This is a genomic window from Geoglobus ahangari (assembly GCF_001006045.1).
GTDB classification, from domain to species: domain Archaea; phylum Halobacteriota; class Archaeoglobi; order Archaeoglobales; family Archaeoglobaceae; genus Geoglobus; species Geoglobus ahangari.
Genome location: NZ_CP011267.1, coordinates 448,485 through 473,833 on the forward strand (window position 1 = coordinate 448,485; position 25,349 = coordinate 473,833).

Annotated in this window: 27 protein-coding genes; 14 read left to right on the forward strand and 13 right to left on the reverse strand. The window is 54.1% G+C overall.

The window, feature by feature from the left end:
- Nucleotides 1-26: 26 nt before the first annotated feature.
- Nucleotides 27-1,289, forward strand: a complete 1,263-nt coding sequence (locus GAH_RS02570; RefSeq protein WP_048094549.1) for a hydroxymethylglutaryl-CoA reductase, degradative — start codon at nucleotides 27-29, stop codon at nucleotides 1,287-1,289.
- Between the two features lie 41 nt (nucleotides 1,290-1,330).
- A complete protein-coding gene (trm14, locus tag GAH_RS02575) occupies nucleotides 1,331-2,434 on the forward strand; it encodes a tRNA (guanine(6)-N2)-methyltransferase (protein WP_048094550.1) in 1,104 nt (367 codons plus the stop codon).
- Here the strand turns inward: trm14 and GAH_RS02580 are convergent.
- Nucleotides 2,406-3,056 carry a hypothetical protein gene (locus GAH_RS02580; RefSeq protein ID WP_048094551.1) on the reverse strand — a complete coding sequence of 217 codons (651 nt, stop codon included), beginning with the start codon at nucleotides 3,054-3,056 and terminating at the stop codon, nucleotides 2,406-2,408. The genes trm14 and GAH_RS02580 overlap by 29 nt on opposite strands.
- Before the next feature lie 157 nt (nucleotides 3,057-3,213).
- Here GAH_RS02580 and GAH_RS02585 point away from each other — a divergent pair, with 157 nt between their 5' ends.
- Complete coding sequence (locus GAH_RS02585; RefSeq protein ID WP_048094552.1) at nucleotides 3,214-3,411, forward strand: 30S ribosomal protein S17e; 198 nt, start codon at nucleotides 3,214-3,216, stop codon at nucleotides 3,409-3,411.
- A complete protein-coding gene (dapA, locus tag GAH_RS02590; protein WP_048094553.1) occupies nucleotides 3,404-4,270 on the forward strand; it encodes a 4-hydroxy-tetrahydrodipicolinate synthase in 867 nt (288 codons plus the stop codon). Before GAH_RS02585 ends, dapA begins: the two co-directional genes overlap by 8 nt.
- Before the next feature lie 14 nt (nucleotides 4,271-4,284).
- On the opposite strand, the gene GAH_RS02595 is transcribed toward dapA, so the two are convergent.
- Both GAH_RS02595 and GAH_RS02600 read right to left on the reverse strand, forming a co-directional pair.
- A complete protein-coding gene (locus tag GAH_RS02595) occupies nucleotides 4,285-4,728 on the reverse strand; it encodes a type II toxin-antitoxin system VapC family toxin (RefSeq protein WP_048094554.1) in 444 nt (147 codons plus the stop codon).
- A complete protein-coding gene (locus GAH_RS02600; protein WP_048094555.1) occupies nucleotides 4,725-4,919 on the reverse strand; it encodes an antitoxin family protein in 195 nt (64 codons plus the stop codon). The genes GAH_RS02595 and GAH_RS02600 overlap by 4 nt, the downstream gene beginning before the upstream one ends.
- 146 nt (nucleotides 4,920-5,065) lie before the next feature.
- On the opposite strand from GAH_RS02600, the gene dapB reads away from it, so the two are divergent.
- The 3 genes from dapB to GAH_RS02615 are packed head-to-tail and all read left to right on the forward strand — an operon-like array spanning nucleotide 5,066 to nucleotide 7,307.
- Entirely contained in the window at nucleotides 5,066-5,839 is a 774-nt protein-coding gene (dapB, locus tag GAH_RS02605; RefSeq protein WP_048094556.1) for a 4-hydroxy-tetrahydrodipicolinate reductase, read from the forward strand.
- Between the two features lie 50 nt (nucleotides 5,840-5,889).
- On the forward strand, nucleotides 5,890-6,711 hold the full coding sequence (locus tag GAH_RS02610; RefSeq protein WP_048094557.1) for a fumarate hydratase: 822 nt from the start codon (nucleotides 5,890-5,892) through the stop codon (nucleotides 6,709-6,711).
- A gap of 5 nt (nucleotides 6,712-6,716) precedes the next feature.
- Entirely contained in the window at nucleotides 6,717-7,307 is a 591-nt protein-coding gene (locus GAH_RS02615) for a FumA C-terminus/TtdB family hydratase beta subunit (RefSeq protein ID WP_048094558.1), read from the forward strand.
- On the opposite strand, the gene GAH_RS02620 is transcribed toward GAH_RS02615, so the two are convergent.
- From GAH_RS02620 to serB, 9 genes are all read right to left on the reverse strand, one after another.
- Nucleotides 7,282-8,094 carry a helix-turn-helix domain-containing protein gene (locus tag GAH_RS02620; RefSeq protein WP_048094559.1) on the reverse strand — a complete coding sequence of 271 codons (813 nt, stop codon included), beginning with the start codon at nucleotides 8,092-8,094 and terminating at the stop codon, nucleotides 7,282-7,284. The genes GAH_RS02615 and GAH_RS02620 overlap by 26 nt on opposite strands.
- 25 nt (nucleotides 8,095-8,119) lie before the next feature.
- Nucleotides 8,120-8,764 carry an endonuclease III domain-containing protein gene (locus tag GAH_RS02625; RefSeq protein ID WP_048094560.1) on the reverse strand — a complete coding sequence of 215 codons (645 nt, stop codon included), beginning with the start codon at nucleotides 8,762-8,764 and terminating at the stop codon, nucleotides 8,120-8,122.
- Nucleotides 8,751-9,335: an HAD family hydrolase gene (locus GAH_RS02630; protein WP_052747728.1), complete on the reverse strand. Its 585-nt coding sequence runs from the start codon at nucleotides 9,333-9,335 to the stop codon at nucleotides 8,751-8,753. Before GAH_RS02630 ends, GAH_RS02625 begins: the two co-directional genes overlap by 14 nt.
- Nucleotides 9,336-9,357: 22 nt before the next feature.
- A complete protein-coding gene (locus tag GAH_RS02635) occupies nucleotides 9,358-10,329 on the reverse strand; it encodes an ABC transporter ATP-binding protein (protein WP_048094561.1) in 972 nt (323 codons plus the stop codon).
- Complete coding sequence (locus GAH_RS02640; protein WP_048094562.1) at nucleotides 10,326-11,273, reverse strand: oligopeptide/dipeptide ABC transporter ATP-binding protein; 948 nt, start codon at nucleotides 11,271-11,273, stop codon at nucleotides 10,326-10,328. Before GAH_RS02640 ends, GAH_RS02635 begins: the two co-directional genes overlap by 4 nt.
- A complete protein-coding gene (locus GAH_RS02645; protein WP_048094563.1) occupies nucleotides 11,273-12,130 on the reverse strand; it encodes an ABC transporter permease in 858 nt (285 codons plus the stop codon). Before GAH_RS02645 ends, GAH_RS02640 begins: the two co-directional genes overlap by 1 nt.
- A gap of 9 nt (nucleotides 12,131-12,139) precedes the next feature.
- Nucleotides 12,140-13,150, reverse strand: a complete 1,011-nt coding sequence (locus GAH_RS02650) for an ABC transporter permease (RefSeq protein ID WP_048094564.1) — start codon at nucleotides 13,148-13,150, stop codon at nucleotides 12,140-12,142.
- A gap of 58 nt (nucleotides 13,151-13,208) precedes the next feature.
- A complete protein-coding gene (locus tag GAH_RS02655) occupies nucleotides 13,209-14,819 on the reverse strand; it encodes an ABC transporter substrate-binding protein (RefSeq protein ID WP_048094565.1) in 1,611 nt (536 codons plus the stop codon).
- Between the two features lie 124 nt (nucleotides 14,820-14,943).
- The gene (gene serB / locus GAH_RS02660; protein ID WP_048094566.1) at nucleotides 14,944-16,113 is read right to left on the reverse strand and encodes a phosphoserine phosphatase SerB; all 1,170 of its coding nucleotides are present in this window, start codon (nucleotides 16,111-16,113) and stop codon (nucleotides 14,944-14,946) included.
- A gap of 129 nt (nucleotides 16,114-16,242) precedes the next feature.
- Between serB and hdrA2 the strand changes: the two genes are divergently transcribed.
- From hdrA2 to GAH_RS02695, 7 genes are read left to right on the forward strand one after another with little or no spacing between them, the layout of a single operon-like run.
- On the forward strand, nucleotides 16,243-18,582 hold the full coding sequence (hdrA2, locus tag GAH_RS02665; protein WP_048094567.1) for a CoB-CoM heterodisulfide reductase HdrA2: 2,340 nt from the start codon (nucleotides 16,243-16,245) through the stop codon (nucleotides 18,580-18,582).
- Nucleotides 18,575-19,876 carry a 4Fe-4S binding protein gene (locus tag GAH_RS02670; protein WP_048094568.1) on the forward strand — a complete coding sequence of 434 codons (1,302 nt, stop codon included), beginning with the start codon at nucleotides 18,575-18,577 and terminating at the stop codon, nucleotides 19,874-19,876. The genes hdrA2 and GAH_RS02670 overlap by 8 nt, the downstream gene beginning before the upstream one ends.
- A 4-nt stretch (nucleotides 19,877-19,880) precedes the next feature.
- Nucleotides 19,881-21,083 (forward strand): bifunctional phosphopantothenoylcysteine decarboxylase/phosphopantothenate--cysteine ligase CoaBC, encoded by a 1,203-nt coding sequence (coaBC, locus tag GAH_RS02675; protein WP_048094569.1) that lies wholly within the window; start codon nucleotides 19,881-19,883, stop codon nucleotides 21,081-21,083.
- Nucleotides 21,080-21,892 (forward strand): pantoate kinase, encoded by an 813-nt coding sequence (locus tag GAH_RS02680; protein ID WP_048094570.1) that lies wholly within the window; start codon nucleotides 21,080-21,082, stop codon nucleotides 21,890-21,892. Before coaBC ends, GAH_RS02680 begins: the two co-directional genes overlap by 4 nt.
- 41 nt (nucleotides 21,893-21,933) lie before the next feature.
- The gene (locus tag GAH_RS02685) at nucleotides 21,934-22,617 is read left to right on the forward strand and encodes an RAD55 family ATPase (RefSeq protein ID WP_048094571.1); all 684 of its coding nucleotides are present in this window, start codon (nucleotides 21,934-21,936) and stop codon (nucleotides 22,615-22,617) included.
- A gap of 34 nt (nucleotides 22,618-22,651) precedes the next feature.
- A complete protein-coding gene (locus GAH_RS02690) occupies nucleotides 22,652-23,080 on the forward strand; it encodes an ACT domain-containing protein (protein ID WP_048094572.1) in 429 nt (142 codons plus the stop codon).
- A gap of 50 nt (nucleotides 23,081-23,130) precedes the next feature.
- Nucleotides 23,131-24,474: an FAD-dependent oxidoreductase gene (locus GAH_RS02695; RefSeq protein ID WP_048094573.1), complete on the forward strand. Its 1,344-nt coding sequence runs from the start codon at nucleotides 23,131-23,133 to the stop codon at nucleotides 24,472-24,474.
- On the opposite strand, the gene tfe is transcribed toward GAH_RS02695, so the two are convergent.
- A complete protein-coding gene (gene tfe, locus GAH_RS02700) occupies nucleotides 24,467-24,943 on the reverse strand; it encodes a transcription factor E (protein WP_394298886.1) in 477 nt (158 codons plus the stop codon). The two genes, GAH_RS02695 and tfe, sit on opposite strands and share 8 nt — an antisense overlap.
- Between the last annotated feature and the right edge of the window lie 406 nt (nucleotides 24,944-25,349).

Below are 25,349 nucleotides of genomic sequence, written 5' to 3' on the forward strand. Positions count from 1 at the left end.
AATAATTTTATTGCCCACCATTACCCATGCCATCATCGAGGATACCCGGTTTTTACAAGATGAGCGTTCAGGAGAGGCTTGAAAAGGTCGCCGAATTTGCGGGATTGGGTGAGGAAGACAAGAGGCTCCTGCTGGAGAAAGGCCTGTCCCTCGACATAGCGGACAGGATGATCGAGAACGTCATAGGTACCTTCGAGCTCCCTCTGGGCATTGCCACAAACTTCCTGATTGACGGTAAGGACTACCTCATCCCCATGGCAATAGAGGAGGCGAGTGTCGTTGCGGCTGCAAGCAATGCTGCGAAGATGGCGAGGGAGGGAGGAGGATTTGTGACAGACTATTCCGGCAACATAATGATCGGGCAGATTCAGGTTGTCAGGCTAAACGATCCATATTCTGCGAAATTCGAGGTCCTCAGGCACAGGGATGAGATCATCGAGAAGGCCAACGAGCAGGACCCGATCCTCGTGAATCTGGGCGGGGGATGCAAGGATGTCGAGGCGAGGGTGATAGACACTATCAGGGGGAAGATGCTCATCGTCCACCTCATCGTCGATGTCAAGGATGCGATGGGAGCGAATGCAGTAAACACGATGGCGGAGGCTGTTGCACCGCTTATTGAGAGAATCACAGGAGGAAAGGTGTACCTCAGGATCATCTCGAACCTCGCCGTCTATAGAATTGCAAGGGCAAAGGCGGTCTTCAAGAAAGAGGCGATTGGCGGAGAGGAGGTCGTCGAGGGAATAATGAACGCCTACGCTTTTGCCGAAGCTGATCCGTTCAGGTGTGCAACCCACAACAAGGGCATAATGAACGGAATATCCGCGGTTGTCATAGCAACGGGCAACGACTTCAGGGCCGTCGAGGCGGGAGCTCACAGCTACGCGGCAATGAGGGGCTACAAGCCGCTCACAACTTACGAGGTGAACGAGAATGGAGATCTTGTCGGGACAATAGAGCTGCCCATAGCTGTCGGCACCATAGGCGGTGCAACGAAGGTCAATCCGCTTGCAAAGCTCAGCCTGAAGATCCTTGGGGTCAGCACAGCCGAGGAGCTTGCGAGGGTTATGGCCGCTGTTGGCTTGGCCCAAAACTTCGCGGCTCTGAGGGCTCTCGCGACTGAGGGGATTCAGCGCGGCCACATGGAGCTGCATGCGAGGAACATCGCGATAATGGCTGGGGCGAGTGGGGATGAAGTGGACATGGTTGTTGAGGAGCTGCTGAAGATAGGAAAGATCAGGATGGATGTTGCGAAGGAGGTTCTCGAGAAGCTGAGAGCAAGAAGTTGAGAGGCTCAAAAGTTATTACTCCCTTTTCCCACTTTTATCCCGTGAAGGACGTTTTCTACGCAACATGCCCTCCCGGTCTCGAGTTCGTGGCAGCGGGCGAGATTGAGGGAAAAAGGCTTGGAAGAGTCGTTGAGATAAGGGAAGGCAAGGGAAGGGTCTTTTTCAGATCGAGCTGGCAGAACGTTCCTCGCCTCAACTGCCTGCTGAGGAGCGTGGAGAGAATAGTCTTTCTGCTCGGGAGGGAGAGAGCAGAGGGGCTTGAGGACATTTACAGGATTGTCAGGAGCATTGACTTCAGCTTCATAAGACCGGAGTGGAGCTTTGCCGTTAGAGCAACAAGGGTTGGGGAGCACGACTTCACGTCCATAGACATCGGAAGGGTTGCGGGGAAGGCAGTGATAGACAGCTACATAGAGGAGAAGGGCGTGAGGCTGAGGGTGAACCTCGACGAGCCGGATGTGATCGTGAGGTGCGATCTGATAGACGATGACTTCATGGTCGGGATAGAGACAACAGGAGATGAGGGGCTGCACAGGAGGAGGTACAGGGTGTACCAGCACCCCGCCCCCCTGAACCCGGTTCTCGCGGCATCTCTGGTCTACCTGTCTGGATGGAGTTCCACAAAATCCCTGCTCGACCCATTCTGCGGGAGCGGAACGATTCTGTTCGAGGCGGGAATGATCGCGAGGCAAATTCCGATCTGCAGGTTCAGGAAGGACTTCGCGTTCACGAGGTTCTTCGACTCTCTGCCAGAGGTTGAGGAGAAAGACGTTGAGCTGAGGCTCTACGGCATCGAGAGGTTCAGGAAGCATCTGGAGGGGGCGAGGACCATAGCCGATTACACTGGCATCCACCCCGTGTTCCTCGAGGGGCTTGCGGAGAGGATAGAGGAGCATCTGGAGAGGGTGGACTTCATAATCACCAACCCACCCTACGGGCTGAGAATAGGGAAAAAGAAGATAATCGAGGATCTGTACTCCGGATTTTTGCACTCAGCATCAAAGGTTCTCGAGGAGAAAGCGGTGGTGATAACAGCGGAAAGGGAGATCTTCGAGAGGTACGCTGAGGAGTGCTTTCCGGACTTTTTGAGGTACGACGTCAAGTACGGCGGGCTGCTCACAGGGGTTTACGTTCTGAAGGCTTAGGAGGGTGGAGCAGAGCCATGAACGGGATGGAGAGCAGCGCCGCTGGAACTGATGGCAGAAACAATCGCACGGCAAACGCCAGATCCCTCGCCCACCCATACGGAGAAGAGAAGAGCCAGGAGCTGGCCATGTACACCGGCTGCGTGAGGAGAATGGACGAAACTGCAAGAGAGAGCAAAAGAGCCACGTTCACAACACTCGGAGTGAACTCAGGCGTTTCAACCCTCAATTCCAGCAAAGCCCTCAGCACAGCAAGCCCGTGAAAGGAGAAGACCGTCAGGATTGTGAGAGAGATCAGCTGGGGCTCATTCATGTGTTTAAAGGAGAGGAGAGACGCTATCGAGTAGATGACGTAGAGGAGGGGAAGGCACAGGAGCGCTGAGAGGAGAACCGGAATGAACCCCCTTCTAACTGCCATGTGCCAGAAGTTAGAGTACTTCCGCCCATACAAAGGGAGCAGGAGCGTGCTCAGCCCGAAGTAAAGTGTGAAGTTCGTGAGAGGCAGCACAATTACCGAAATGCTCTGAGCGAGCGAAATTCCGAAGAAGATTCCGGCATCCAGTACGAGCTGGAGGGCGAGGAGGGCAACAGCGAGCCCCCTGAGAATGCTGGACATGTGCATCAAACATGCTAAAATACCTGCAAAATATAAGCTTTCGGTAATTCGATAAAAATTGACATTCAAACGATTGCCTGAAAGTGCATTCGAAACAGTCCCAGCGGTCTCAACAAAAAAATTAAATATTTTGCGATAATCTCCGAGAGCAGGTGGTGATAGCATGGGGACGGTCAAGCCAGCTTACATAAAGAACATCGCGATGGAGCTGCTCAGGAAGTATCCCGATGTATTTACGGGTGATTTCGACGAGAACAAGAAGCTCGTGCAGGAGCTGACCAACATAAAGAGCAAGATCGTCAGGAACAGGGTTGCCGGATACATCACGAGAAAGGTGAACAGGGGCTGGAAGAATGTTTGAGGGCATAATTCCGGCCCTCGTTACCCCTTTTAAGGAGAACTTCGATGTCGATTTTGAGGGTATTGCGAAGAATCTCGATTATCTTGAAAAACACGTTGACGCCCTTGTGCCGGCAGGAACGACAGGCGAGGCTGCAACGCTCAGCTACGAGGAGCACATTGAGGTTGTAAGGTACGTCTGCGAGGTCGCGAGCAAGCCGGTGATAGCAGGAGCCGGTTCAAACTCAACGAGAGAGGCCCTTTACCTCGCCAAAGAGGTTGAGAAGGCGGGAGCAAATGCGGCGATGTTCGTTACACCCTACTACAACAAGCCCAACCCTGATGGATTAGTGAAGCACTACAACGAGATAGCGAAGGAGATCTCCATCCCGATACTCGTCTACAACGTTCCGAGCAGGACGGGGATAAACGTAACCCCTGAGACGGCCAAGAAGCTCTCGGAGATTGAGGGAGTTGCAGGGCTAAAGGAGGCGAGCGGAAATCTGAAGCAGGTGGCCGAGATCATCAGGATAACATCCGACGACTTCGCGGTTCTCTCCGGAGACGACTTCCTCACTCTGCCAATTCTCATGCTCGGGGGCAGGGGGGTCATAAGCGTGACAGCAAACGTTGCACCGCACATAATGAAGGAGATGTACGAGGCCTTCAAAAGGGGAGACGTCGAGAAGGCCAGAGAGATTCACTACAGGCTCATGCCCCTCTACGATGCGCTCTTCATAGACACGAACCCGATCCCGGTCAAAAAGGCGCTTGAGCTAATGGGACTTGCCGCAGGCAAGCCAAGGCTTCCACTCGTGGAGCTCAGTGAGGAGAAGACTGAGAAGCTTAAGAAGGTTCTTTCTGAGCTCGAGCTAATTTAAAAACCGATAACAAGTTATTTCAACCTTTTCAACCTCTTTACTGCGGCATCAAATTCTTCGATCAAATAATAAGTTTCAACTCCAGCTTTCTTGCCATTGCTTGCCATCGCTCTATCATTCGTAATCAAGATTGAACCCGAGAATTTGGCTGCCGCGATGAAATAAGCGTCTACAGCCCTGCAGTGAGTCTTAATCGCCACATCTATAGCAATACTGCGAAGAGAGGTTTCACTCACGACCACGACTTTGCTCTTCACATCTCTCAGTAACTCGCGGGTCTTCTTTTCGGTATACACTCTCCGCAATATTCCTGCAAGTTCGACTTCAAACAAGAACGGCTCGTAAATTACGAGGTCGTGTTCGGATAATTCATCAACGAACTTCATAGCTTTTTGATGTCTATTCTCGTTAAATACGACTAAATAATCCGTAAAAACTGACGTGTCTAAAACTATCATCTTCTTTCCTCTATCAACTCCTTAGTTAAATCTACGTCCGATTTAACAATGTATTTCTTAAGCAGCTTTGATATGCCTCTCGACGTCTTCTTTCTTATCTCTATCTCCACTATTTCTCCTTCCCTCAGCCCTACATCCTCAAGAGGTTTGAAAATTCCCTTTTCGTATATCGCTTCGATTACTTTTGCCATTGTAGTTAAATTCGATTCGAAAATTCAAATACCTTTTGTCGAGTTCAGCAAAGCTTTCATCCGCGCCTCAATTACGACCGCTGTTTGGGTTTTATCAGATCCTGAAAGTTGACAAAACATTTTTCTGTTATGCAACCCCATAAAAAATCATGAGGATAGCCGTTCACGGTGCAGCCGGAAGAATGGGCAGGCTTGTGATAAAGAATGCAGTTGAGGAAGGTCTGGAGGTTGTTCAGGCATTTGACGTTTCAAGGGTTGGTGAGGACGCGGGAGAGGTTGCCGGGGTTGGAAAGCTCGATGTTCCCATCTCAAGCAATGTGGAGGAGCTTTCCTGCGACGTTGTTGTGGACTTCTCCGTACCTTCAGCAACCATGAGGCTCCTCGAGGTGTGCTCTGAGAAGGGCATTAAGGCCGTCGTCGGCACCACGGGATTTTCTGATGAGCAGCGGGAGAGGATAGGGGAGCTTGCCAGCAGCACTCCAGTCGTGCTCTCACCCAACTTCAGCGTTGGCGTGAACATATTCTGGAAGGCCCTGGAGATGCTTGCAGAGAAGCTCTCAGACTACGACATGGAGATAGTCGAGATCCACCACCGCTTCAAAAGGGATGCGCCGAGCGGCACAGCTCTGAAGGCAGGAGAGGTTCTTAAGGACGCAGTCGGGAAGGATCTCAGGTTTGTGTTCGGCAGGGAGGGTGAGAGCCTGAGGAGCGATGAGGAAATCGGGATCTTCGCGGTGAGGGGAGGAGATGTTGTGGGAGAGCACACGGTATTCTTCATAGGCTTTGGGGAGAGGATTGAGCTCACCCACAGAGCATGGAACAGGGAGGCTTTCTCGAGAGGAGCAATAAGGGCTGCCAAGTGGATAGCCAAGGTTGACAAACCGGGACTCTACTCCATGAACGACGTCCTCGGCATATAATTTCGAAGCCTTTATCTTTTCCCCTTCAGACCTTTGAAAGGGGATTGAGCATGGTGTCTTTTGATGATGTAGCCTCGACTGTCGTCGAGCTTTTCAGGAAGGCGGAGACAGAGCTGCCAGATGATGTGGTAAGGGCGCTGAAGATGGCGTATGAGAGGGAGGACAACGAGGTGGCAAAGAACACGCTGAAGGCAATAATCCAGAACGTTGAGGCCGCGAGGAATCTGAGGGTGCCGATGTGTCAGGATACGGGCCTGCCAATAATCTTCGCCGAGGTTGGCAGGGAGCTGTGCCTAGATTTCAACTTGAAGGAGGCGATAATCGAGGGTGTCAGAAGGGCGACCAAGGAGGTACCGCTGAGGCCCAACGCTGTTCACCCGCTGACGAGGGAGAACCCGGGCACGAACGTGGGGATGCACGTGCCTATAATAACCACCGAGATTGTTGATGGAGATGGGCTGAAGCTCACCGTGATGCCGAAGGGGGCGGGGAGTGAGAACGTCTCTGCCCTGAGAATGCTCCTTCCGAGTCAGGTGAAAGATGTGGAGAAGTTCATCCTCGAGGTTGTGAGGAACGCGGGTGGAAAGCCCTGCCCACCCATTGTCGTCGGTGTTGGTATAGGCTCAACATTTGACGGTGCTGCAAAGCTCGCCAAGAAGGCATTGCTGAGGGACATAACCGAGATGAATGAGCTTGAGATGAATTTGCTTGAGAAGATCAACGGCCTCGGCATAGGGCCGGGAGGGCTTGGTGGGAGAACCACAGCTTTGGCAGTTCTTGTTGAGGTTGGCTACTGCCACACCGCCTCGTTGCCCGTGGCTGTGAACATACAGTGCTGGGCCAACAGGAGGGCCTCAGCCGTATTGAGGTGATGCCTATGGCGGAATACAGGCTCAGAACCCCGATAGGAAAGGAAGACATCTTCAAGCTGAGCGTTGGAGATGTTGTCTACATAAGCGGCACCATGGTCACCGCGAGAGATGAAGCGCACATGAGGATGCTGGAGTACTTCGAGAGGGGAGAGGAGATCCCCTTCAGAATCGAGGATGTTGTGATCTACCACTGCGGGCCCATAATTGTGGAGGAGAACGGAAAGTTCAGGGCGATCTCAGCCGGCCCAACGACTTCAGCGAGAATGAACCCGCTCACACCAAAAGTTCTCGAGAGGGTTGAGAGAATGGTGATAGTCGGCAAGGGAGGAATGGATGATCGCGTAGCCAAAGCGCTGAAGGGCAAGGGGGTTTACCTCGCCTACACAGGGGGGGCTGGTGCTTTGGCCGCGCAGGCAATAAAAGAGGTGAAGGGAGTATACTGGGAGGACCTGGGAATGCCCGAGGCCGCATGGGTATTCGAGGTCGAGAACTTCGGGCCGTGCATAGTCGGGATAGACGCGAAGGGGAACAGTTTGTACAGAGAGGTGGAGAAAAAGGTCGAGGAGAACTTCAGACGAGTCCTTTCTCAGCTTTGACCTCCTCAACTATTTTCGGGAAGTTCGCGTCCTCGCTCCTCTCCCAGAGGTACCAGAACAGGTACTCGCACCACCTGACGAAGTCCCTGTCGTCCGAGACGTAGAACCTGTCGAGGGTGTCGTTCAGCTGCAGAAGCGCAAACTCCCCGTCGATGATTCCGAGCTGGATGGGAGTGTCGAACACCCTGACCCGAACCTTGCTCGCGATTGTGTCGTACTCCTCGGCCGTGAGGTCCATGTCCATGAGCACCTTCTTGAATGTGTTGGCCCTGCCGTGGATCGTTGCGTGGTTGGAGATCGCCCTCTCCTCCACCCCTGCAAGGTTCCTTTCCGCCATGACCCTGTAGAGGTCGTGGCTTATCACCTTGTCTATGTACAGTCCGTACCTCTTGGAGCTGGCGATCTTCTCCACCCCTACCTCGAACGCCTCCTCGAGGCTCATGACCTTTGCTTTTCTCAAGTTGTGGAAGCCTGCCACGAATCCGGGTGGGAGGATGGCTATGAAGTCCTGAAGGGCCATTATGTCCTCCCTGTACTCGTAGAGGTGCTCTATGACAGAGAGAATCTTCTCGATGGCCACACCAAATCCCGTGAGCCTGCACCTGTGGTCGTCCCTCTCGACGACTCCAAACTCGGAGAGCCTGTTCAGCGCCCTTGAGGCTGTTGATAGTGTGAGGCCATCCATCTTGGAGAGTTCTGAGGGAGATCTCGGAGAACCGCGAAGGTTTCTCAGAATTTCGATTCTTCCCTGCTGGCTCAACTCACGTATCAGGTCCTTCGCATCCATGACAAGACTCTCTGCTGTTGTAAAGTTAAACCTTTCGAGACTGTTCGGATTTTTCGAAATAGTTGCAGTATTGCGCAACTCTGCATTCCGAGCATCGTGGGTTTACAGGTCTGCAGATGGTCTGCCCATATCCAACAAACGCCTTGTTAACCCTCCTCCAAAGCCTTTCCGGGACGATTCTCTTCAGCTCTCGCTCCGTTTCTTCCGGAGTCTTCGTGCTCACCAGCCCCAGCCTGTTGGATATCCTGTGCACGTGCGTGTCAACGGCGATTGTGTTCACGCCGAAGGCCTCTGAAAGCACAATGTTGGCCACCTTCCTTCCAACGCCGGGAAGCTCGAGGAGCTCATCCATCGTCGACGGAATTCTCTCCCCATCAAGCTTTTCTGCGAGGGCCTTCAACATCCTCGCCTTGTTTCTGTAAAACCCGACACCCCTTATCAGCTCCGCAAGCTCTTCCTCAGGGATTCTCCTGAGATCCTCAACACTCTTCACCCTCTCGAAAAGCCTCTTTGCCACCTCCGCAGTCTGCTCGTCCCTCGTTCTCGTTGAGAGTATTGCAGCTACAAGAACCCTGAACGGATCGGTCGTTCTCTCCTTCAGGGCGTAGATCGGAGCGTTTCTCCTCTTTGCTTCTTCCTCCATGATGTCCAGAACCCTATCGAGATCCATTCAGCATCCTCCTCACAATTCCGGAGAGCTCATAAAAGCTCGAGAAGGTGAGGTCAGGTCTGATCGAGAACCTGTCCAGAAAATCCCTGTTCCTCTCGTTTACATGCATCCAGAACTGGATTCCGGCGTTCCTTGCGGTCTGGTAGTCGAAGAGGTAGTCGCCAACCATCGCCGTATCATTTCTGCCAGCATTCACCTCCTCCATCAGGTGGAGGACTGGGAGAGGGGAGGGCTTAACGTCATCCTCCCTCGTGAAAACGTAGTCGAAGGAGAGGCGGTGCTTCTTCAGATTTATCCTTACGCTCTTCCATGAGTTTCTCGTGTAGAGGGCGGTAACCACCCCGTGCTCACCCAGAAGCTCCAGAAACTCCCTCACACCCGGGTAGAGCCTCGAGTTTCTCGCGCTCTCAACCTCATGCCTCTCGAGAATTTGAAGCATCTCCGGGGCGTTTTCGCTCCTCATTATCTCCTCGAGGATCGAGCCCCTTATACCGAGCAGGGATTTTATCCTCTCAACCGGAATGTTGAACTCCACGAGGGTGCCGTCAAGGTCGAAGACTACAAGCCTCACAAAGAAAGGTTTGACGAAGAGGTTAAAAAGCTATGTCAAGTGGGTAGTGGCAGGCAAAGCCATGCTTCTCCTCAGATATTTCCGGCTCCTCCTTCCTGCACTTGTCCCTCGCGAGCGGGCAGCGTGGGTGGAACCTGCATCCCTTCGGAATGTCTATGGGGTTGGCTATATCTCCTCTAATCTCAACACTCTCCCTCCTCTTGACGAAGCTGGGGACTGAGGAGAGGAGAGCGGCGGTGTATGGGTGTCGGGGGTGGTGGATGACCTCATCTATGTCTCCAATCTCCACTATCCTGCCGAGGTACATCACCGCTATCCTGTCGCTGACTATCTTGCCGACGGAAATGTCGTGGGTTATGAAGATCATGCTGAGGTTGTAGTCCCTCTTGAACTCCATCAGGAGCTGCAGGATGGATGCTCTGAGGCTGACGTCTATCATCGAAACAGCCTCGTCCGCAACAACGAACTCTGGCTTCAGGATCATGGCCCTCGCGATCACCACCCTCTGCCTCTGTCCACCCGAGAGCTGATGGGGCATCCTGCCGTAGAACTCCTCCCCTGGCAGTCCGACCCTGTCGAGCATTCTCATCGCGATCTCCTTCGCCTCGTCCTTGTCCGCTATGCCGTGAATGAGCAGCGGGTCTATCAGGTGGTCTCCGATCCTCATCCTCGGGTTGAGGGAGGCGTAGGGATCCTGAAAGATCATCTGTATCTTTCTCCTCATCTCCCTGAACTCCTCACCACTCAGATTCGAGATGTCCTTGCCATTGTAGAGGATCCTACCCTCCGTGGGGTGCTCAAGCCCCACGATCATCCTTCCGGTTGTTGTCTTCCCGCACCCCGACTCGCCGACGAGCGAGAGCACCTCACCCTTCCCGACGCTGAAAGTCACGCCGTCAACTGCCCTTATGTACTCCCTCTTCCTCGAGATCAGCGCCTCTATGGCGGACTTCTGAACCGGGTAGTATTTCTTCAGCCCCTCAACCCTGATCATTCTCCCACCTCGTAGAGCCAGCACTTCACGATCCTGCCGTCAACCTCCACGCTCGGCGGCTCCTTCCTGCAGATGTCACTTGCTCTACTGCACCTCGGCCTGAACCTGCACCCCTCTGGCGGATTTGAGAGGTCGGGGGGTGAGCCGGGTAGGGGTTTGATCTCCCTGTCAATCCAGAGATCCGGGACGGACTGGATCAGTCCCTGAGAGTAGGGGTGGAGGGGTTCGTTGACAAGCTTATCCGCTCTGCCATACTCCACAAGCCATCCCGCGTACATCACCGCTATCCTGTCGCTCCTCTCAGATGCGAGGGCAAAGTCGTGAGTTATGAGCATTATCGCCTTCCCCTCGCCCCTAAGCTCGTCAAGCAGATCCATGATCTTCTCCTGAACTATCACGTCCAGAGCTGTGGTTGGCTCATCGGCTATGAGGAGCTTGGGGTTGAGCATCACGGCCATGGCGATCATCACCCTCTGCCTCTGTCCACCCGAGAGCTGGTGCGGGTAGTAGTTCAGCCTGTTCCTCGGCAGTCCGACCTTCTCGAGCATGTCTCCCGCGAGCTCCCTCGCCTCTTTTTTATCCACATCCCTGTGTTCCAGAATCGTCTCGACCATCTGGTCTCCGATCTTCTCGAGGGGGTCGAGGCTCGTCATGGGATCCTGAAACACCATCCCTATCTCCTTCCCCCTCAGGTCCCTCATCTCCTCCTCGCTCAGCCTGAGGAGGTCTCTGCCGTCAAACCACACCTCTCCTCCAGCCACCTTCCCCGGAGGGGAGATGAGCCTCATTATGGAGTACGCGAGGGTTGACTTGCCACATCCCGACTCCCCAACAACCGAGACGAACTCTCCGGAGTCGAAGGACAGGCTAACCCTGTCAACCGCCCTGACGATCCCTTTCCTCGAGACGAAGTGGGTTTCCAGATTTCTGATGTCGATGAGCATCATCTCTCCCTCCTCGGAGCGTAAACCTCGCTCAGGCCCTCACCTATCAGCGCGAAGCCAAGAGAGAGCAGCATGACCATCAGACCCGGGAACGTGATCATCCACCAGTAGCCTGCTGGCAGGTAGGGTCTTCCGGAGCCGAGCTCAAATCCCCAGTCTGGAGTTGGGGCGCTCACGATGAATCCAAGAAAGCTGAGACCGGCCTCGGTCAGAATCGCATCTGCAATGTTTAAGGAAAAGACGACGACGAGGGTTGGAACGACATTCGGAAGTATGTACTTAGCAAGGATCCTCGCGTCGCTCGCCCCGACTGTCCTCGCCGCCTCCACGAACAGCCTCGTCTTCAGGCTGAGAACCTGCCCCCTGATCATCCTGAAGTATGTCGGAACGTAGACGACTGAGATGGCGATCACGGCGTTTATAACGCTCGGGCCAAGGACAGCAGCAATTGCGATGGCGAGAATGAGGCTGGGGAAAGCATACATCGAGTCCATGACCATTGAAAGGGCCCTGTCGAGCTTCCCACCGTAATAGCCGGAGATCAGGCCGAGAGGAACGCCGATGAGCATGGAGAACAGGCCCGCTGTGAACACGACCATCAGCACTATCCTCGAGCCGAAGATTATCCTCGATAGCACGTCCCTTCCGAGGTTGTCGGTGCCCATGGGGTGCTTGAGGCTCGGAGGCTGCAGCACGTCGTCTGTCATCTCCACAGGGTCGTACGGGGCGATCAGCGGGGCAAAGATGGCCATGAACACTATTGAGAGGACTATGATCAGCCCGGCTATAACCATGTACCTGCCCTCGTACTTGGGTATGAAGGAGAAGATTGATGTGGCGAGGTTTCTCACTTCCATTCCATCACCTCAGTACCTTATCCTCGGGTCGAGCAGCGCGTATATCACGTCCACCACCAGACTTATCAGCGCAACGAAAACCGCGTAGAAAACTATGGCACCCTGAACGGAGTTGTAGTCCCTGTACTCAATCCTCTCAAGCAGGAACGTTCCCATTCCCGGCCATGAGAACGTGGACTCCGTGAGCACGGCCCCTGCGAGAAGTATGGCGAACTGCAGGCCCATGAGAGTTACCACAGGAATGAACGCGTTCTTCATCGCGTGCTTTATAACCTTCCTCTCCCTCACACCCCTCGCCCTGTAAGCGGTTATGAAGTCCTGATTCAGGACGTCAATCAGGTTGTTCCTGAGGATCCTCGTGTAGGCCCCGGAAAGGACGATGCCGAGCGTGAGGGAGGGCAGAAGCAGGTGGAGGAGAGAGGCTTTGAGAGACTCGAGGTTCATCGTGAGGATAGAGTCGAGCACGTAAAGGCCCGTGATGTGCTCCGGAGCAAGCCCAGGAGTTATCCTCCCGCCTATCGGCAGAACCTTCATGTAGACTCCGAAAAGCATCTGGAGAAGCATCCCGAACCATGGTATGAAGAGGGTGTATGCCACGACGCTGTAGATCCTCATCCCGGCATCAACCTTGCTCCCCCTCCTGAAAGCAGCGATTGAGCCGGTGAGGACTCCGAGAAGAACGCTTATGGTGAATCCAAATATCGTGAGCTCGAGCGTGGCCGGGAAACGATCCATTATCTCCTCAACCACTGGCCTTCTGCCCCAGATCATGGAGTTCCCGAGGTCGCCTGTGAATACGCCCTTCAGGTAGTCGATGTACTGCACAGCGAGGGGCTTGTTCAGCCCCGCCTCTTCCCTCATCCTCTCCAGAACCTCTTCCGGCACCTTCTGCCCGACCATCGCAGAAATCGGGTCTCCGGGAAGAATTCTCATGATGAAGAAAACGAGGGTCAGGAGAATCAGAACGGTCGGAATGACCATCAGCGTCCTCGTTATGATGTACGCCTTGAGGGAGGACATGGTTCTGATTCAAAAAGTCAGAATAAAAAGCTATTTGTTAACAAAAAATAATAAAAATTTAGGATATGTCCAGCAGGTAGTACCTGAAGATCATCGTCGGGTCGAGCGTTATGCCCTTGACGTTGTCCTTCGCAACGACCGTGAGCTTGCCCTGCACCAGCGGAATTATTGGCGCATCCTCAGCAAGCTTCTGCTGGATCTGCTTGTAGAGCTCCTCCCTCTCCTGCATCGACGTGGCCTTTGATGCGTCCTCGATCAGCTTGTCCATCTCCTCATCTGCATACGGATATCCGAGCCAGTTGTTGGCGGTGCTCTTCAGGAACGGTGCGGTGTAGTCATCCGGATCGAGGTAGTCGGGGTACCAGCCGAAGAGAGATGCCATCATCGCAGACTTCCTCGCGTAGTCAACGTACGTCGACCACTCAGCACTCTTGAGCTCGACCTCGATCATTCCGGTCTTCTCGAGCTGCGCCTTCAGAACCTGAGCGAGATCCTTCTCGGTGTCACCGTAATGGGTGGGCGTCCACCAGAGTTCGAGCTTGAGCTTGTTGTCCTCGCTGTAGCCAGCCTGTGTGAGGAGCTGCCTTGCGAGGTCTATGTTGCCGTCGCCGTACTTGTCCTTGAACGCATCAATGTGGCTCCACATTCCGTTTGGAACGAGGGAGTAGAGCGGCTCCATCGTGCCCATGTAGACCTTGTTGATTATATCCTGCCTGTCTATGGCTGCGGCTATTGCCTGCCTGACGAGCTTGTTCTTGGTCGGGAAGTCGGTGTTCTCGTTGCCGTTCAGGACGAGGTACCTGATGAAACCACCCGGCGCCTCGATGACCTGCAGTCCCTCCTTGCCCTTCAGCGACTGGATGTCCACAGGCGAGAGAGTTCTCCAGGCGATGTCGACCTCTCCCCTCTCGAGCGCGAGCCTCAAAGTCGTGGCGTCCTTGTAGAACTTCACAACGACCCTGTCCACCTTGGGCTTCTCACCGAAGAAGTTCTCGTTGGTCTCGAGGATCAGCTCCTGATCCCTCACCCACTCAACGATCTTGTACGGCCCGACCCCTCCGGCAGTCTGGTCGGGGTCAATTGCGTCGGGCTTGTAGTCCGGATGCACCGGGAAGTAGGGTGGCGTTGCCGTGAGGGCGAGGAAGTACGACACCGGCTTCTTCAGCGTGAACTTGACCGTGTACTGATCCACAGCCTCCACGTTCTCAACGAAGTCGGTCACGAGCCATGACGGATCTCCCTGAAGCTCCATGACCCTCTTTATGCTCCTGACAACGTCCTCTGCCGTGCATGGAGTTCCATCAGCAAACTTCAGATCCTTCCTCAGGTGGAAGATGTAGACCTTGCCCCCGTCCTGCACCTCGTAGCTCTCAGCCAGGAACGGCTCGAGCTCGGTTGTTCCGGGCTTGTACCTCATCAGTCCGCCCATTATGTTGTTCATCACTTCCCACGTGTAGAAGTCGTAAGCGTTTGCAGGATCGAGGTCGGTGATCTTGTCGGTTACACCTATGGTGATCGTCTTCATCTCAGCCTTCGGAGCCTCTGTGGCCTTTTGCTCTGGAGTGGGCGTGGCAGTCGCCTTCGGGGCCTCCTGCTTCTCTCCGGCACAGCCCGCAAACAGCAGTACCAGAAGCAGAAGACCCACTACCAAAACCTTGTGCCTTGCCATGTCTTAACGTAAACTGAGGAATATATTTAATTTACCCAATTTCGAACCGGCCATTCAAAGGTCTGAAGGCTTTAAATTAAGCGCTGCTCGAAAACTGTGCGGCTGCTGGGATAGAAAAGGTGTTTCAGAGCCTCTTCTTGAACTCGGATGGCAGCTTCAGGATGCTCGCAAGTCCGATGAGGTTCTCCTTGCTTATCAATCCGTCGGCCACCTCTTTAAGCGCGTCCTTGGCGTTGAACGCTATCCCCAGACCTGCTCTCTCTATCATTATCCTGTCGTTTGCCCCGTCACCAACAGCGACTATGTTCTCCCTCCTTATCCCCTCCTTCCTCGCGATCTCCTCGATTATCCTCGCCTTCTCCTCGGCAGTTATGACTTTGCCCTTTATCCTGCCTGTGAGCTTCCCATCCTTTATCTCCAGCTCGTTTCCGAATGCGTAGTCAAGGCCGAGCTCGTTCTTCAGCTTCTCGGTGAAGTACGTGAACCCCCCGCTCACAAGGGCGACCTTGTAACCGGCTTTTTTCAGGCTCTCGATGAGCTCCTTCGCTCCCTCGGTTAGCTTTATCTGGTCGTATATTTTCTCCATGACCTCAACGGGCAGGCCTTCGAGGAGCTTCACCCTCTCCCTCAGCGCTGTCTCAAAGTCTATCTCCCCGTTCATCGCCTTGCTGGTCAGCTCCCTTACCTCGTCCTCCACCCCCGCCATTTTCGCCAGCTCGTCAATGATTTCCGCGTCGATGAGAGTGGAGTCCATGTCGAAGACTATCAGCCTCTTCTCCTCCTTCGCTATGCCGTAGGGCTGGATCACGACGTCAAGCCCTGTCTGCTCGATCTCCTCCTTCAGCCTTCTCTTGACCTCCTCGACGTCTGCATCCCTCATGTCCACCTCGATGGATATTGAGATGAGCTGATCTCTCGCAGTCAGGGTGGTTTTCTCGATGTTCACGCCGTGAGAGTAGAGGATTCTCGAGACGTCCCTGACTATCCCGACCCTGTCCTTGCCTATGACCGTTATGACGTACCTTCTCTTCTCCTTCTGGTCGGTCTTTTCAAAGGGGGAGAGGTGAACGTGAACTCCAATCTCCTCAGCCACCCTCTCCAGCCTCTCGCGGATCTCGTCAACGCTCAGCGTGCAGCCGGAGATGTCGCCGACTATGAACATCGTGAATATTCCCTGAATCACGTTCTGCTCTATGTCCACAATGTTTATGTTCGCCTCCGCTAAGACCTCGGTTATCCTGAAAACTATCCCGGGCCTGTCCACGCCGAAGACGGAGACTGCTAACAGCTCCACAGCATAACTTAAATCCAGGATTTAAGAACGTTTTCTAAGGTCAGCAAGTTTTTGCAGCCAAAATCATAAACAAGAAAGATTAAAAATTCTCGAAATTTAATCTTGACCAATAGCGATAATGGTGTCACCATGAGGGTGGGTGTATTCGTCTGTCACTGCGGTTTAAACATCGCAAGGGTCGTTGACGTTAATGAGGTAACCGAGTACGCAAAAACCCTGCCTGACGTCGCCTACGCGACGGACATAAAGTACAGCTGCTCGGACAGCGGGCAGGAGGAGATAATCCAAGCCATAAAGGATCACAACCTCGATGCGATTGTTGTCGCAGCCTGCAGTCCGAAGCTGCACGAGGTCACGTTCAGGAAGGCCGCGATGAGGGCTGGCCTAAACCCGTACATGGTCGTCATGGCCAACATCAGGGAGCAGTGCTCGTGGGTTCATCAGGAGAGGCCGAAGGCAGCCACTGCAAAGGCAAAGGATCTCGTGAGGATGGCTGTGGCGAGTGCGAGAGCCCTCGAACCCCTCTCGAGAAGGCAGACCGACGTGAAGAGGGCTGTGGCGGTCATAGGAGGAGGAGTTGCAGGAATAGAGGCGGCGCTGAACATAGCCGATGCGGGGATAAAGGTGTACCTCATAGAGAAGGCCCCGACAATCGGCGGGCACATGGCCACCCTGAACGAGGTTTTTCCGACAAACGACTGCTCCATCTGCATCCTCGCCCCGAAGATGAGCGAGGCCCTGAACCACGAGAACATTGAGGTCATCACAAACGCGGAGCTGAAGGACTTCGAGGGGCATGTGGGCAACTTCAGGCTGAAGATCATCAAGCACCCGAGGTATGTTGACGAGAGCAAGTGCAAGGGCTGCATTGACGACTGCAGCTCGGTCTGCCCGGTAGAGGTGCCGAACGAGTTCGACTACACCATAGGCACGAGGAAGGCAATATACCTCCCAATCCCGCAGTCAACCCCGCTCTACGCGGCAATAGACTGGCAGCACTGCATAGGCTGCAGGCTCTGCGAGAAGGCCTGCGAGCCAGAGGCAATAGACTTCGAGCAGAAGCCGGAGGAGATCGAGATAGAGGTTGGGGCCGTCATCGTTGCCACAGGATACAAACCCTTTGACGCGAGAAGGAAGGAGGAGTACGGATACGGGATATACAAGAACGTTATCACGTCTCTCGAGCTTGAAAGGCTACTCTCAGCCAGCGGGCCTACACTCGGGGAGCTTCTCAGGCCTTCAGACTCGTCCGTGCCAAAGAGGATTGCGTTCATCCAGTGCGTTGGCAGCAGAGATGAGAAGACGAACAAGTATTGCTCAAGGGTCTGCTGCATGGCAAGCCTGAAGAACGCGTTTGCGATAAAGGAGAGGTACCCTGATGCGGAGATCACGGTGTTCTACATAGACATCAGGGCATACGGGAGGATGTACGAGGAGTTCTACACGAGAACGCAGGAGAAGGGTATCAGGTTCATCAGGGCGAGGGTGGGGGAGATATACGAGAAGGATGACGGGACGCTTGTTCTGAGCTACGAGAACACCCTCCTCGGAGAGGTGTTTGAGGAGGAGTTCGATCTCGTCGTGCTTTCCATCGGGATGGAGGGGAACACGGAAGTTGCGAAGAAGCTCGGCATCTCCGTTGGAGAGGACGGTTTCTACGAGGTGGCGCATCCAAAGCTCAGGCCGGCTGAGACGGACGTGAAGGGAATATTCCTTGCGGGCACTGCGAGTGGGCCCAAGGACATTCAGGACAGCGTGGCTTCAGCAGGCCTTGCCGCGGCGAAGGCAATGGAGCTGATAGTGAGGGGACAGGCTGAGTTCGACCCTTACAACGCATACGTGGATCAGGACAAGTGCATTGGATGCGGGGTTTGTGTGAGCGTTTGCAACTTCAACGCGGCGTTCATGGAGGGCAAGAAGGCGAAGATTGATCCAAATGCATGCGTGATGTGTGGTGTCTGCGTAGCCTCATGCCCTGCCGATGCAATAGACATGGGGTTCTTCAAGGAGGAGGCAATCGTCTCCGCGATAGATGCTCTCGCTGAGGAAAAGAGCATGGAGCCCCTCGTTCTCGCATTCGCCTGTCACTACTGCAGCTACGGCGCGGCAGATCTTGCAGGTACGACCAAGGTTCAGTACGAACCCAACATCAGGATAATAAGGACCCTCTGCTCCGGGAGGGTTGACCCGGAGTGGATTCTGAGGGCGCTGAAGAAGGGGATTGATGGCGTCATCGTCTCCGGTTGCAGGCTCGGGGAGTGCCACTTCAAGGTCGGCAACTACCACGCAAAGGACAGGGTGGAGGCGATAAAGAAGGCTCTGGAGGAGGTCGGCATAAACCCCGAGAGGGTCACGGCGATCTGGCACTCGGCAGGAGAGGCAAGCGGGATTGCAGAGGACTTCAACAACTTCGTCGAGAAGCTGAGGGAGCTCGGGCCAATAGAGGAAGAGGTGAGGAGAAATGGTTGAGAGAGACGTCGACATGGTTGACGAGACCAAGTTCAAGTACATACAGAGGGCTAAGGGGGAGACGAGAGAACTCATATACGACTACAAGGTCTGCAACGGCTGCGGGATATGCGTTTACGCCTGCCCCGTCAATGCGATAGAGCTCGGGCCAGTGCACGACATAGCTATAGGCCTCGAGATGCCTCCCGTGACGATAGACCACACGAAGTGCGCTTACTGTGGAATCTGCTACGCTCTCTGCCCATTCAACGCCTACGAGTTCTACATAAACGGTGAAAAGGTTGAGAAGGATCAGCTTCCCCTCTCCCCGGTCGGATTCACCGAAATAGACTACGAGAAGTGCACCGACTGTACGCTCTGCTACAAGGCCTGTCCCGAGGATGCGATAACGAGGACCGTGAAGATCACGAGGGATCAGATCCCTGAGAGGAACGAGGGCGCTGAGGGGAAGGTGATCATAGACAGGGAGAAGTGCAACCTCTGCGGGATATGCGCGGAGTTCTGCGAGGTATTCAAGATGGTCGAGCGCGAGCCGGGGCCGACGAACCCAATGCCATACGAGGACATTCTGCTCGACGAGAGCACATGCGACTACTGCAAGCTCTGCGAGGACGTGTGCCCGGAGAAGGCAATAACTGTCGAGGGCGGGAAGAGGCTCGACTTCAAGCTCGAGAAGCTTGCTGACGTTGTTGTTGACAACGAGAAGTGCTCATACTGCGCTTACTGCGAGGCCGTCTGCCCATACGATGCGATCAAGACCACGAAGCCGATGGACGGAGAGCTCTTCCTGTACGAGCCCAGGATGTACCGCTGCGACCCCGTTGGTTGTGGGGCCTGCATAAAGATCTGCAACCACAACAAGGTGTGGTACGTCTCCGAGGATCAGGGGAGGGTGCACTTCAACGCCCAGCACTGCATTTACTGCGGTGCATGCGAGAACGCCTGCCCGTATGACCTGATAGGCGTGGAGAGAAAGGAGTACTACACGAAGGAGAACGTGTCGTGGGAGCCGTGGGTTGAATCATGGCACGAGGCGCTGAAAAGGGTCGTGGAGAAGCGGAGAGCTGAGGAGCCGGAGAGGAAGCTGTACAGAGAAGAGCTGAGAGGAGAGGTGGAAGAGGAGGAGCTCACGCCAAAGAAGGTTGATGCTGAGGCGCTGAGGGAGATAGAGGAGAGGCTGAAGGTTGTGGAGGAGGTTTTGAAGAAGGCCTACGTCAGGAGGGCGATCGAGAAGGGCAACATAGAAGCATTTATAAAAGGCATCAGGAAGGCAGTGGGCGAGAAGGGCAGGTGATGCAATGCACCTCACAAGGATAAGGGGCAGCAGGAGCCTGAAGCTCAGCGGAAAGAAGATTGTTCTCGGAGTTACTGGCAGCATAGCGGCAATCGAAGCCGTGAAGCTTGCGAGAGAGCTTGTGAGGAGAGGGGCTGAAGTGCACGCGGTTATGAGTGAGGCCGCGCAGAAGATAATCCACCCCTACGCCCTTGAGTTCGCCACGGACAACAGAGTGGTCACCGAGATCACGGGCATGATAGAGCACGTGGAGTTTCTCGGCGTTGATGGGAGCGCAGACCTCCTCCTGATCGCCCCGGCAACCGCAAACACCATAGCAAAGATTGCTGCAGGCATAGACGACACGCCCGTAACCACCATGGCCACCACAGCCCTCGGCTCCGGGAAGAGCATCATTATCGCTCCAGCGATGCACGAGAGCATGATAAACAACCCCGCAGTTGTTAAGGCCATTGAAAAGCTGAAGAGGGCGGGAGTGGAGTTCGTTGAGCCGAGGTACGAGGAGGGGAAGGCAAAGTTCCCGGAGATCGAGAAGATCTGCCTTCAGGTCGAGAGAAGGCTTTACGAAAGGGATCTTGAGGGCAGAAAGGTTGTGGTCACCGCAGGCCCAACGATGGAGTTCCTCGACCCGATCAGGTACATCACCAACAGGAGCAGCGGGAAGATGGGGTACGAGATAGCCCTCGAGTTCTGGAGAAGGGGTGCGAGGGTCACGCTCATCACGTCAAAACCACCTGCCTTCGATCTGCCGGATTTTGAGGTTGTGAGAGTCATTTCCGTTAAGGACATGCTTGATGCGAGCCTTAATGCTGTGAGAGATGCCGACGTTTTCGTCTCCTCTGCAGCCGCGGCGGACTTCACCATGGACATGAAGAACAGCAAGATAAAGACCGCCGAAAAGCTTACCCTCGAGCTTGTTGCGGCTCCAAAGGTTCTGAGAGAGGTGAGAAAGGTCTTCGACGGGAAGGTGATAGCCTTCAAGGCTGAGACTGGCGTTAGCGATGAGGAGCTCGAGAGGATTGCAAGGGAGAAGATGCAGACGGACAGGGCGGAGATGATAGTGGCAAACGACGTCCTGAACATTGGGATGGGGACAGAGGATACGAGGGTGCTCATCATCACATCCCAGCGAAAGCTCTGGATTGAGGGCGGGAAGCAGGAGGTGGCAGAGAGAATAGTGGACTACTTCGTCAGAGACTGCCTATGACCTTCGTTTCGGCAAGCATAACCGCCATTTTCTCCACAAAGATCGACAGAGACCCCAAGAAAGCGGGCTCATACGGAGTGGGGTTCACCGTAGACATGGGTGTTGAGGCGAGGGCTTCTGAAAAAAATGGCGTGTTCCTGAACGGAGAGAGGGTGAGCTTTCCGACTGTCGAGCACGTGCTGGAGAGGCTTGGGGGAAAGGGGGTCGACCTAAGAACGCGCCTGCCAGTTTCCTGCGGTTTTGGAGTCAGCGGCGCGTCTGCTCTCGCCACGGCTGTGGAGATAAGCCTGCAGAAGGGGCTGAACCTCCCGTTCTTCAGGCTTGCCGATATAGCTCACGAGGCCGAGGTTGTTAACCGCACGGGGCTTGGAGACGTGGTGACCCAGAGCTTTGGCGGGATTGTGGCGAGGGTCAGACCGGGAAGCCCGTCAAAATCGAGGGTGGAGAGGTTTCTGAGCAGGGCTGAGGTGGACTTCCTCGTTCTCGGCCAGATGCCCACCAAGGAGGTTCTCGGAGACGAGGTCAAGAGGAGGAGCATAAATCAGGCGGGTAAAAAGCGCCTCAAGGAATTCCTCAAAAAGCCGAGCCTCGAAAACCTCTTCGTTCAGGCCAAGAAATTCTCACTCGAGTCGGGGCTTGCAGATGATGAGATAGTGGACGTAATTGAGGCCGTGGAGAGTAGAGGTGGGCTTGCGAGCATGGTGATGCTCGGCAGAAGCGTGTTTGCACTGAACGGAAAGGGGGCCTTCGAGGAGTTTGGTGGAGATTCCTTCAGCGCGAGAATCACAGGCTGCTCCGTCAGGCTCTGACGCCGTTTAATTTATATTCTTCGAACTTCAAACTTCTGGGTGTGAAAATATCCACCGGCATCCTGCTCCTCGACAAGAGGCTTGGCGGGGGAATACCCGCAGGCTCAATGGTTTGCGTTTACGCTAACCCAGTCAGTATGCCGGAGGTTTTCCTCTATCAGTTCGCCTCGGGTGGAATATCCTATTACTTCACAACCTCGAGGCTTCCCAAGTTCATTAAGGAGGACATGGAGAGCCTTGGGATAGAAGTTGAGCATGTCGAGTTTGTTGACGTCTTCAGCCGGTACTACATCTCCGAGTCGGGAGGGTTCATAATAGAGGATCAGTACAGGGACAGAGACATATTCGACTTCATTGACTCGGAGCTCTCGAGGATAGACATGAAGAACGCCGTGATAATATTCGACAACCTCTCGTTCTTCATGAACCTGAACGTCCCCATGGGCCTGAAGGAGTGGCTGGTGAACAAGATATACATCACGGCAAAGAACCTTGAAGGCGTTGCGTACTGCTACCTGATCAAGGGCAGCCACACCAAACAGCTCGAGAACATGGTCATAAACATCTCCGACGTCGTTTTCGACATAGACTCGGAGAAGGCTGGAGACAGGCTCGTCAACAGGCTGGGGATTCCGAAGATGAGGAAGATGAAGCCGATAGACGAGACCTTCAGATACTACATAAGCGACGGTGTGCAGATAGACACGTCGAAGGACATAGCATAACAAAGCTTTTATTGTTTTGCGAGAACTAAGAGCCATGAAAGAGGAGAGGATTATCAAGCAGCTTTCGGTTTTTGCCGAGAACAAGCCCGGAAGGCTTGCAAGCGTCACCGAAAAGCTTTACGAGAACGACATCAACATCCGCGCATTCACGATCGCCGAGGCCGGAGACTTCGGCATCATCAGGATGGTGGTCGACAAGACCGACCTCGCCTACAAGATCCTCAAGGAGGCTGGTTTTACAGTCTCCATTACAGACGTTCTCGCGGTCGAGGTCTCTGACGAGCCGGGCAGCCTGTACAGCATCGCTAAGGCTCTCGGAAACGCAGGGATAAACATAGAGTACGTCTACGCGTTCACGTCCGGGAAGCACAAAGCCCTGATAATCCTCAGGGTGGACAACATAGATGAGGCGATAAGGGTTCTCGAGAACGAGGGGGTTCTGTTCAAGGGCAAGATTGAGTAGACATTACGCTTTCGTTAATTTTATAAATTGCTAAAAATCATGATAGATGAATGATCCCCGAGGAGAACGTCAGAGTCGTTGTTATAGGCGGCGGAGCAGGCGGAATGTCTGCAGCCTCAAGAATTAAGAGGCTCAAGCCCGAGTGGAGCGTTGACGTTTTTGAGAAAACATCTTACGTGAGCCACGCTCCGTGCGGGATCCCCTTCTATCTCTCAGGGGTTGTCAAGTCCGTTTCCGAGCTTTGCGCTTATGATGTGAACTTCTTCAAGGAGAAGAGGGGGATAAACGTCCACCTCAACTCGGAGGTTGTTGAGGTCGGAGAGGGATACGTGGAGGTCATCGAGAGGGGAGAGAGGAAGAGGTACGAGTGGGACAGGCTCGTCTTCGCAACCGGAGCCAAGGGAAAGAGGCTCAACGTGAAATGCATGGAGCTCGAGGGCGTGATGTGCGTGAACAGTATAGAGAAGGCGCCGATGATAAGGGAGATAGCGAGGAAGCACGAGAACGTCGTGATAATAGGGAGCGGGTACATAGGTGTGGAGGTCGCTGACGCGATATCCAGATTCAAGAGGGTCACGGTGATAGAGCAGAACTCACATCCGCTGCCGGAGTACGACGAGGAGATCTCCGACGTTCTGCTGGGAGAGATGAGGCAGAAGCTCGACCTCAGGCTGAGCGAGAAGGTTCTGGCGGTTGAGGGAGATGGAAGGGTGAGGAAGGTCATCACCGACAAGGAAGAGTACAGGGCGGATCTGGTGATTCTGGCAATAGGTGTTGAGCCCAACGTGGAGCTGGCCAGACAGCTCGGAGTGGAGATCGGAGAGACGGGAGCGATCAGGACGGACGAGCACCTGCGAACGAGCATGGAGAACGTCTACGCGGTAGGAGACTGTGCTGAGACCATTAACGTCGTCACCGGGAAAAGGGACTGGATACCCCTTGCAGCCCCGGCGAACAAGATGGGTTACGTGGCTGGCTCAAACATAGCCGGGATGGAGACGGTATTTCCCGGAGCGGTTAAAAGCCAGCTAACCTCATTCTACGACCTCGAGATAGGTAAGGCGGGGCTGAGCGAAAAGGAGGCGCTCGAGCTGGGATACGACGCCGTGTCTGTGACAATTTCGTCAAGAAGCAGGGCGAAGTACATCCCGGACGGAGGGATGATAACCCTGAAGATGGTCGCTGATGCAGAGAGCAAGCAGGTTCTCGGGGTGCAGGCGATAGGCAACGGGGTGGCAAAGAGAATATACGGCTCTGCAGCACTGCTGTACAAGAGGGCGAGCGTTGAGGACTTCTTCTTCGCAGACTTCCCCTTCTACCCGCCCAAGTCTCCCGTGTGGGATCCGCTCGTGATTGCGGCGAGAAACATGTTCAGAAAGCTTGGAATCAGCTGATCATCCTGAGCATGTCCTCGATCTTCTCCAGCTCCTCTCTGATTCTCGCCACCGCCTCTCTGCTGTCGAGGTACTCGAGCATCCCGCCACACTTGGGGCATGCGAAGCCGTACTCCATGGCCTCCTCGTACTTCACCTTTACGCAGCCGTTCATGCAGATGTAGTAGACAGTCTCGTCCTCCATCTGGAGCTTTGCAGACAGCTTGTCCCTCGTCTTCTCGAGCTCCTTCCTCAGCACCTCTCTCTCCTTTTCATAGTTTATTCGCCAGTAGTACTCCATCCAGCCCGTGTCCTCGTCCTTCTTCCTCCTGTAGCTCGCAAGCCCGATTTCGTAAAGGGCAAAAAGAACGCGCCTCACGTCGTTTATCTCGACACCAAGCTCCTCAGCAAGCTGCTCGTCTGTGAACTCTCCTTCAATCCCCATCGAATAGATGACAACCCCAAGCTCACCCGTCACTCTCTCGATCAATTCCACAAGAAGCTCATCTATCTCGCTTACCTCTACCTCCACAAGCTTCTATGTTGTTTTCAACCTTATTTAATTTTGCGGTGGAGGATTTGCTCATTTTCATAATGAGGATGTGCTCCTTTCCGCGTTTTACGCCTGCTGAACAAGAGAAAGTACTGAAGAGCGGTCAGAGTGCTGTTCGGCAACCGCCAGCAAAAACCACACGACCAACACAGAAAAGATCATTCATGGAATATCACAAAAAACAGTGTTGCCATTTGTTGGAATGCCCATGTCTCTCTTATTTAGCCTTCAGAGATGCCAGATTTTATCGAACCACATGCTGTCGCAGAACTGATTTCAATCCTCTTTTCATCGAAAAGGGAGTAAAAAGTCTGTTTTTAAAGTACCCCCGTCAAGGGAACCC